Annotated in this window: 10 protein-coding genes; 6 read left to right on the top strand and 4 right to left on the bottom strand. The window is 60.6% G+C overall.

The genetic code is table 11. The features are described from left to right. Nucleotides 1-1,148, bottom strand: a 1,148-nt coding sequence (locus YU3_RS36910; RefSeq protein WP_036259006.1) for a trypsin-like peptidase domain-containing protein, incomplete at its 3' end; no start/stop codon positions are given. Between the two features lie 238 nt (nt 1,149-1,386). On the opposite strand from YU3_RS36910, the gene YU3_RS0120095 reads away from it, so the two are divergent. The 6 genes from YU3_RS0120095 (at nt 1,387) to YU3_RS0120070 (ending at nt 4,583) form a co-directional block, all read left to right on the top strand. Continuing rightward, nucleotides 1,387-1,746, top strand: coding sequence for a hypothetical protein (locus tag YU3_RS0120095; RefSeq protein WP_027167934.1), 360 nt, complete (start codon nt 1,387-1,389; stop codon nt 1,744-1,746). 256 nt (nt 1,747-2,002) lie between these two features. Beyond that, the gene (locus YU3_RS0120090; RefSeq protein WP_027167933.1) at nt 2,003-2,473 is read left to right on the top strand and encodes an Hsp20 family protein; all 471 of its coding nucleotides are present in this window, start codon (nt 2,003-2,005) and stop codon (nt 2,471-2,473) included. A 75-nt stretch (nt 2,474-2,548) separates the two neighbouring features. Next, the gene (locus tag YU3_RS0120085; RefSeq protein WP_013897129.1) at nt 2,549-3,043 is read left to right on the top strand and encodes an Hsp20/alpha crystallin family protein; all 495 of its coding nucleotides are present in this window, start codon (nt 2,549-2,551) and stop codon (nt 3,041-3,043) included. 68 nt (nt 3,044-3,111) lie between these two features. Then, nucleotides 3,112-3,861, top strand: coding sequence for an ETC complex I subunit (locus YU3_RS0120080; RefSeq protein ID WP_051334002.1), 750 nt, complete (start codon nt 3,112-3,114; stop codon nt 3,859-3,861). A 9-nt stretch (nt 3,862-3,870) separates the two neighbouring features. Then, the gene (gene rpoZ, locus YU3_RS36905; protein ID WP_013895419.1) at nt 3,871-4,191 is read left to right on the top strand and encodes a DNA-directed RNA polymerase subunit omega; all 321 of its coding nucleotides are present in this window, start codon (nt 3,871-3,873) and stop codon (nt 4,189-4,191) included. A 26-nt stretch (nt 4,192-4,217) separates the two neighbouring features. Next, nucleotides 4,218-4,583 carry an SPW repeat protein gene (locus YU3_RS0120070; protein WP_027167931.1) on the top strand — a complete coding sequence of 122 codons (366 nt, stop codon included), beginning with the start codon at nt 4,218-4,220 and terminating at the stop codon, nt 4,581-4,583. Nucleotides 4,584-4,662: 79 nt separating this feature from the next. Here YU3_RS0120070 and YU3_RS0120065 read toward each other — a convergent pair whose 3' ends face one another. From YU3_RS0120065 to YU3_RS36900, 3 genes are read right to left on the bottom strand one after another with little or no spacing between them, the layout of a single operon-like run. Continuing rightward, nucleotides 4,663-5,805 carry an ATP-binding protein gene (locus YU3_RS0120065; RefSeq protein ID WP_027167930.1) on the bottom strand — a complete coding sequence of 381 codons (1,143 nt, stop codon included), beginning with the start codon at nt 5,803-5,805 and terminating at the stop codon, nt 4,663-4,665. Between the two features lie 11 nt (nt 5,806-5,816). Further along, a complete protein-coding gene (gene kaiC / locus YU3_RS0120060) occupies nt 5,817-7,304 on the bottom strand; it encodes a circadian clock protein KaiC (protein ID WP_027167929.1) in 1,488 nt (495 codons plus the stop codon). Beyond that, complete coding sequence (locus YU3_RS36900; protein WP_051334001.1) at nt 7,291-7,611, bottom strand: circadian clock KaiB family protein; 321 nt, start codon at nt 7,609-7,611, stop codon at nt 7,291-7,293. The genes kaiC and YU3_RS36900 overlap by 14 nt, the downstream gene beginning before the upstream one ends. Nucleotides 7,612-7,636: the final 25 nt, after the last annotated feature.

The raw sequence follows: 7,636 nt of genomic DNA, 5'->3' as shown, positions 1-7,636 counted from the left end.
GCTTCGTCCGGGATGGGGCTGAGTGCCAGTCCGAGGCGCTGGTCCCCCGGCCCTTGGCTCGGAACGGCACCGGTCTGTACCTCCTCGTCCTTGCGTTGACCGACGGTGAGGGACAAATCCTGTTGCGTGCCGCCTCGGCTCGTGGTCAGCGTCGCTGTTGATCCCGGCTTTTGGTTCGCTGCCGCCAANGTCAGGTCATGGACCCCCTGAATGTCCTTGCCGTTGTACCGGGTGATGACGTCACCGGGCTGGATCCCCGCCTTCTGGGCCGGGCTGCCGGCCTCGACCGAGGCAACCAGCGCTCCCTTGGTGCCGGCTATTCCGAGCGCCTCGGCGATCGAGGGCGTGACCTCCTGAAGCCGCACTCCGATATAACCACGCTCGATCCGACCGGTGCGGATCAGTTGATCGGCGACGCTCCGCGCGGTTCGCGACGGCACGGCGAAACCGATGCCTATGCTGCCGCCCGACGGCGAGACGATGGCGGTGTTGACGCCGATCACTTCGCCGCGTGCGTTAAACAGGGGGCCGCCGGAATTGCCTCTGTTGATCGAGGCGTCCGTCTGGAGGAAATCGTCATAAGGGCCGGCCTGGATGTCACGCGAGCGGGCCGAAAGAACGCCGACGGTAACGGTTCCCCCCAGCCCGAAGGGGCTGCCGATCGCGATCGTCCACGCACCCGGCTGCATTGCGTCGGAATCACCCCAGGCCGCGATGGTCATGTTGGGCCGTGGATCGACCTTCAGCACCGCGATGTCGGTTGCTGGATCGCGGCCCACCAGTCGCGCGGGCGAAGTCTCCTTGTCGGAGAAGACGACGTGGATTTCGGTGGAGTCGGCCACGACATGATTGTTCGTGACGATGTAGCCCTCGGGACTGATGACGAAGCCGGAGCCAAGCGCTTCCCGCACCTGCGGCTGGACAGGCCCGCGGCCGTCGAAGGGGTTCAGAAAATCATCGAGCGTCGGTTGGTCCTGGATGATCTGCCTGGTCGTGATGGCGACCACCGCCGGCAGTTTCTGACGCACGATGGCGCTGAAGTCGTTTGGGATTTCCTGTGCTGAAACCCGAGTAAAGCCGCCAGCTGAAAGCGTTAGAGTTGCTGCGATCAAGCCGATGCACAGCTGCTTCCCGGATATATAAGACATGATCGGTTCTCCTGTCCGGATCGCGCCGGCGCCGCTGCATGACTTCGCCTATTGAATGCACGAACTGAGATCGAAGCCGATTGTTTCACCGGGCCCAAAAAATTGGTGCCCGAGGTGTTGAACCGCGAAAGGGTGCCTTTGCGGGCTATTGAAATTTGGCCGAAACTCTCCAAATTTCGGCTGGTGAAACCACTAAGAAATGTCAACAGAGGAGCCTATTGAAAGCGGAGGACCATCGATGGAAAGAGCCATTTCGACGAGTTTTCCCCAGGTAGGGCCCGAGGGTCCTGATGTTTTTCTTGACCGGTTGCTGCATCCGGCACGGCATTTCGAGCGACCTCAGGACGTGCTGATCGACGAGACGCTGGACGTCCAGGAGAAGCGTGCAATCCTGTCGTCATGGGCATCGGATGCCTGTGCAGTGGAATCGATGCCGGCGCTGCGCATGCCGCCCGGGGTCACCGAACCGGTCAGCTTCGATGCCATCATGGACGCGTTGCGCCAATTGGATCAATGCGAGAAGCTTCCCGCCGCCGGCCGCAGTTACGAGATCGACATCGCGGCCGCCGGTTTCACAGCACTGGTCGATCGACTTTAACCCAAGCGCCGCCCTTCCGAGGGGTCTGCCGCTGGCGAGGAATTCGCCAGCGAAGAAACCGAGTGCCTTCTTCCTGCCATTCCCCTATACGTCCGGATCTTGCCTGAAAATTTTCCTAAGAGACCTCTTGAACGCTCAACTGGCTATTCTAAATCGAGAATCGCCGGTCGCCTGATGGGGCCGGCGCTAAGTCAGGAGGCGTCAAGGCTCTCTTGGCGTCCTTTTGTATCCATGTTGCTCAAAGGAGGATGTGGCTATGAAGACAAACCTCGATTTTACCCCCTTGTTCCGGTCCAGCATCGGCTTCGATCGCATTTTCGATCTGCTCGAAAATGCGAGCCGTGTCACCGCGATAGACAATTGGCCGCCTTACAACATCGCCAAGACCGGTGAGGACGACTATCGCATCACAATGGCGGTAGCCGGTTTCTCGCAGGATCAACTGACCATCACTCATCAGCCGAACTTGCTGCTTGTGAGCGGCTCGCAATCGGGTGAGGACGACGGCCAGTATCTTTATCGCGGCGTTCCCGGGCGCGCCTTCGAGCGGCAGTTCGAACTGGCAGACCATGTGAAGGTCGTCGGCGCCAGCCTGGAAAACGGGTTGCTGAACGTCGATCTCAAGCGCGAGCTTCCCGAAGAGATGAAACCGCGCCGGATCGCCATCACCGGCAGCACGGCCCAGGCGAAGCCACGGCAGATCGAAGCCGAGAAGAACGCCGCCTGAAGTCAGAGTGAACCAGAAGCGACAGGCACCGGCGCTCGTCCGGTGCCGCGCTCTTGAACATGGAGGTGAATGAAGATGAACATGCGTGACCTTATCCCGTGGGGCCGCAACAACAACCAGGCCCCCAACATCTATGGCGGTGGCGATCCCTTTGTTTCGCTTCACCGTGAGGTAAACAGGCTCTTTGACGATGTGTTGAGGAGCTTCGAGACGCGCCTGCCTTCTATGGGGCAGCTCTCGTCTTTCGACAATGGCTGGCCGAAGGTGGAGATTTCGGAGTCGGACAATGAGCTTCGCGTCACCGCCGAGGTTCCCGGTATGGAAGAGAAGGACATCGAAGTCCTGCTCGACGAGGACGTGCTGACCCTGCGTGGCGAAAAGCGGTCGGAGACCGAAGAGAAGGGCTACTCCGAGCGCTTCTACGGTCGCTTCGAGCGGCGCATACCTCTCGGCTACGAGGTCGAGGACGACAAGGTCAAGGCGTCCTTTGCCAATGGCGTCCTGACCTTGACGCTGCCGAAGAACCCAGACGCGCAATCGAAGGTGAAGCGCATCCCGATCACCCACTGACGCATGGAGCAAGTCGGGGGCGGCAGGCAGCCGCCTCCGACGCATCCTTCGCAAAATGGGAGGATGGAATGATGCAGAAGCAAGAAGAAAGAGAAGTCACACAAGCCGCAGAAAATCTCGCACCGGCAAACGACAATCGCAAGCGCGCGCTGTCATTCGGCAGATCCGAGTTCCCGCGTGATGCGGTCGCGCGGATCTACAAGCCTTCCCGTTCAGTCACGACCTCGGGCCGTGCGCAGCCGAAAGGCTGGCGGCTGATCTTCGAGCGCCGTATGGCGCCGGTCATCGAACCGCTGATGGGCTACACCGGAAGTGGTGACACGCTGGCCCAGGTGGAGCTCGATTTTCCGACGGTTCAGTCGGCCATCGATTATGCTGAACGTCAGGGCTTCGCTTATTCGGTTCAGCTAAATCCTGCGGCGGAAAAATCCGCCGAATCTTCCGGTGCCGAAAAGCAGCTGCAGGCCGGCAGGGAGGTTGTCTGGAACCGCCTGCAACTGGCGTTGATCATGAGCAGCTACGGTGCCGTTTCACAGGCCTCGCATTATGGACCGGCATTGGCCGATCCTGAGGCGCTTTATGCATCGCCGATGGACCTCGTTGTCGATCCTCTTCTGACAGTCGACGAGAAACGCGCCATCCTGCGCAACTGGGCGTGGAACGAGTATCTTGTGGATCTCGCGACGGCCGAAGGGATGCCTGAAAACGCGCGTCCGACACGGCTCGACGAAGTGGAATCGGCACTGCTCGCACTGGAGCAGCTTACGACAGCGAAACTGGCCGTTTCCGTTCCTGAACAGAAGCAGAAGGCAGCGTGAGGTGGCATCATGGATCCGATGATCGTGCTCGATTGTGAAAATACCGTGCCGAACCGTTTCGCGCTGGCCGTTGCGGCGGCGGGCCGGGCCCGTGCGCTCAGCCGTGGTGCCGAGCCTCGCCTGACCGGCAGCGTGACGGTGCCCGTCGAACTCGCCCTGCGCGAGATCGCCGGCAACCGCTTCCAGCCCGACGAGGTCAAGCCCTTCGTTCTGGCCGGCTCGGTTCCGCGCGATGACCGCGTTCGGCCCGGCCGACGAAGAAAGCTTAGCGGCGGCGAAGGACAATCCCTGGCCGCCGACCCCGCCCTCGCTCAAGGGGCGGTGCACTGACCATGTCAAGGAAAGGAGGATGAACAATGGAGAAATGGCTGAAAACTGAAAATCGTCCGGTGATCGATGTGGTCAATCTGATCGCCGGCATAGCTCTGGTACTATCGCCTTGGTATCTCGGGTTTGCGGCTGAAGCCCATGCGGCCTGGAACGCCTGGATCGCCGGTGCGGTGATCGCCCTGATCGCCGTGGGGGCGCTGGTTGCTTTCCATTCCTACGAGGAATGGGCAAACCTGGTGGCCGGGCTGTGGACGCTGATCTCGCCTTGGGCCCTCGGTTTTTCGACCCTGGCAACGGCCATGTGGCTACATGTGATCATGGGTCTCATCGTGGCGGCATTGGCTGCCGGAAGCCTTTGGTTCTTCGGCGACCGTCCGCTTTCAACGGCTTGACCAGCATCTCCGGCGGGCCCGGAATTCCGGGCTCGCTTTCCGCCAGGCACATCGCCAGGCGAAACTCAGGCCGCTTTTTTCACTCACATGTATTGGGCCGGATTTCGACCTGCATCTGCAACTCGTCATTTCCTGTTCTTGGCGCGCGAGGAAGAAATAGATGAACGCTTGTTCCCTCGCCGACCGCACTCTCGATCCGAATATGCCCCCCGGACTGCTTAATGAAGCCGTAAACCTGACTAAGCCCAAGGCCGGTCCCACGGCCATCGCCCTTGGTGGTAAAGAACGGCTCGAACACCTTGGCTAGGACCTCCTTGCTCATCCCGCACCCCGTATCGCTGACCGTCACCCGAACGAAAGAGGCAGCCAGTGCGGGCATCTCTTCAATGTCGCCGGGGGTATCGCTGGTCTCGATCGCCAGCATGCCCGTGCCGGCCATCGCATCCTTGGCATTCACAGCCAGGTTCAGAATGGCAACGTCCAACTGATTGGCGTCGACGACGACAGGACCAAGTCCCGGGTCCAGCTCGAGGTTGATGCTGATCCCATTCCCGAGTGTCCGCTCCAGCAGCCTCGTGATGGCTTTAATCCTGCCATTCAGCTCGATCGTCTCCGGATACAGCGACTGTCCGCGGGAGAACGCGAGCAGTTGCTGCGTGAGTGCACCGCCGTTTTGCGTTCGTTTGAGCAACTCCTCGATGAGCATCGCCGTGTTCGGATTGGCAGGATCCTCGCGCAGCTGCTTCCGAAGCAGTCGTAGCCCGGATTCGAACACTGTGAGCAGATTGTTGATGTCGTGAACGATGCCGGCAGCGAGCCGGCCGATCGCTTCGAGCTTTTGCGATTGACGTCGACGCTCCTGCTGCGCGCGGTGCGCGGAGACGTCGCGAAGACTGGCAAGCAGCGCCGGCCTGCCGTCCCAGCTAAGCTCAACCGTCCGCATTTCTACTTCGGCGGGTGGTCGAATGGGCCTGTGGACGGTGATTTCGGTGGTTTCACCCGATATGATCGGTCGCCCCAGGGGAATGTGAACGAGATCGGCAACCGGACAACCGAAAATCACGGCCGCAGCCGGATTTGCATAAAGCACCGTTCCCGACAGATCGACGACGAGAACGCCGTCTGCCGTGGTTTCGATCAGCCGTCGAAAATCAAACTGGCTAATACCCGTAAGACTTGCGTCGCCGTATTGCTCCGAGAGTTCGGCTGCGCCGCGTGCCATCTCAAGGTTACTCACCGCAAGGACGCGGCGGAGTCGCCGAACACATCGGGTGCGCCGTCAAAGGGCTGACCGAGGTGCATGCCGGCGCCGTCGATTGTGAAACGCCGAATCTGCTTGTCATGCTCGCTGCCGCGCATCTTCAGCACCATGATCCCGCGATGCATGAAATCCCGGTCCTGAATGTACCGCAACAGGATGATCGAGTCCGTGAGAGTTGAAATATGCTGTTCGCTGGCACTCTGGCCTCCGACGAGCGATTTGTTGGTGGCGGTACAAAGGCCAGCGATCTCGTGTTTTTTGATGAACGAAGTGAGACTGATCAGGAATTCCCGGAAACCGGTCTCTGGCGCGATCCGTTCCAATGCCGACAGGCTGTCGATGGCGATCCGGTCCGGCTTGAATTCCTCAACGAGTTCGCGGACCATCAACAGGTGGTCCGGCAAGTTCTGCGCTTCCGGGTAAATGCACACAACCTTCAGCCGGCCATCCGCCTCCATGGCCTCAAAATCGACGCCCCAGCCGCGGGCATTTCGGAACAGCTGGCCGCGGCTCTCCTCATAGCCGACCAGCAAGGCACGTTCGCCAGCCGCTGCGCCGCCTGCCAGAAAGTTTGTCACCAGCAGCGTCTTTCCGGTGCCCGTCGCTCCGCTGACGAGGGTGACGCTGTCGCGGAAGAATCCACCGCCACACATCCTATCGAGTTCGGGATTGCCGCTCGTCACACGCGTGGTGCTGGATTGCTGCTCGAGCCGCAATGAAGACAATGGCACCGCCACTATGCCTTGCTTCACCACAAGCGTGATCGGCACCTCGCCCTCGACGTGGCGGCTGCCCCGCATCTTGAGAACTTCGATCGTGCGCCTGCGCCGCTCGCGATCGAGCGCATTGCGCAGGATGACGACATTGTCGGCAACGAACTCCTCGATCCGGTGGCGGGAGATCTCGCCGTACTCACTGTTTCGTTCGGCGGTCATCAGCACCGTCAAACCTTCCCGCTTAAGTGCTGTCGCGATGCGGAGGAGCTCCCGACGCACCGATGTCTGCTCAGCGACGAAGTGGTCGAAGAGCTGGGTGACGGAATCCAGGACGATGCGCTTCGCCGCGGCGTTCCGCGCAGCGTGCAGGACGCGCGTCAGCAAGCCTGACAAATCGAAATGGCCGACAATCATCTGGTCGTGATCACGCGGGCTTGCATCGACAAAGACCAGTTTGTTGTTCTCACGCCAACGGCGGATATCCCAGCCGAAGCTGGCCATGTTGACCTCGATCTCAACGGGCGATTCCTCGAACGTGACGAAGACGCCGGGCTCGTCCAGCACGGTGATGCCGTGGGCAAGAAACTGCGTTGCAAATACAGTCTTGCCGCTACCGGGTGTGCCTCCGACGATGGTGGTGCGCCCGCGCGGCAGGCCGCCCATCACAAGATCGTCGAAAGCCTCGATACCGGTCCTGACGCGCTCGAGCACCGGATCGATAAGGATCTCTTCAGCTGTGGTCATAGCCGCTGTCCTTCTTGCGATAACCGAAATAATCGAGAACTTGAGCGATGTTGCTGATATCACCAATCAGCCGGCGTGGAGGGGTGGTTGACTCATCCGAGAGCGTCGGGGTGGCCAGAATGCCGGTCCGTTCCGCCTCGTCAGGATGCGCGAGGACGTCTACGACCTGGATTTCGACCTCGCCGGCCAACTCCTCCATTATTCTCAGGCGGTTTGCCAGCGCCCGATGGGCACCCGGCGCATCGCCGGCGATATAGAGTCGAAGCAGGCCGTTGGCCCCTGGACTGGACCGATCACTGACGCTCATGCTCACGCCTTGCTGCACGAAGTTT

It is taken from the genome of Mesorhizobium sp. WSM3224, from assembly GCF_000427725.1.
In the GTDB taxonomy this organism is placed as follows: Bacteria; Pseudomonadota; Alphaproteobacteria; order Rhizobiales; family Rhizobiaceae; genus Mesorhizobium.
The sequence above is the reverse complement of the archived record's forward strand: the minus strand, read 5'-3'. Positions and strand labels throughout refer to the sequence as shown.

Coding starts and splice junctions, on each gene's coding strand:
- rpoZ (WP_013895419.1), top strand. CDS start 3,871: ATGGATCCGATGATCGTGCTCGATTGTGAAAATACCGTGCCGAACCGT.
- YU3_RS0120095 (WP_027167934.1), top strand. CDS start 1,387: ATGGAAAGAGCCATTTCGACGAGTTTTCCCCAGGTAGGGCCCGAGGGT.
- YU3_RS0120085 (WP_013897129.1), top strand. CDS start 2,549: ATGAACATGCGTGACCTTATCCCGTGGGGCCGCAACAACAACCAGGCC.
- YU3_RS0120065 (WP_027167930.1), bottom strand. CDS start 5,805: ATGGCACGCGGCGCAGCCGAACTCTCGGAGCAATACGGCGACGCAAGT.
- YU3_RS36900 (WP_051334001.1), bottom strand. CDS start 7,611: ATGAGCGTCAGTGATCGGTCCAGTCCAGGGGCCAACGGCCTGCTTCGA.
- kaiC (WP_027167929.1), bottom strand. CDS start 7,304: ATGACCACAGCTGAAGAGATCCTTATCGATCCGGTGCTCGAGCGCGTC.
- YU3_RS0120080 (WP_051334002.1), top strand. CDS start 3,112: ATGATGCAGAAGCAAGAAGAAAGAGAAGTCACACAAGCCGCAGAAAAT.
- YU3_RS0120070 (WP_027167931.1), top strand. CDS start 4,218: ATGGAGAAATGGCTGAAAACTGAAAATCGTCCGGTGATCGATGTGGTC.
- YU3_RS0120090 (WP_027167933.1), top strand. CDS start 2,003: ATGAAGACAAACCTCGATTTTACCCCCTTGTTCCGGTCCAGCATCGGC.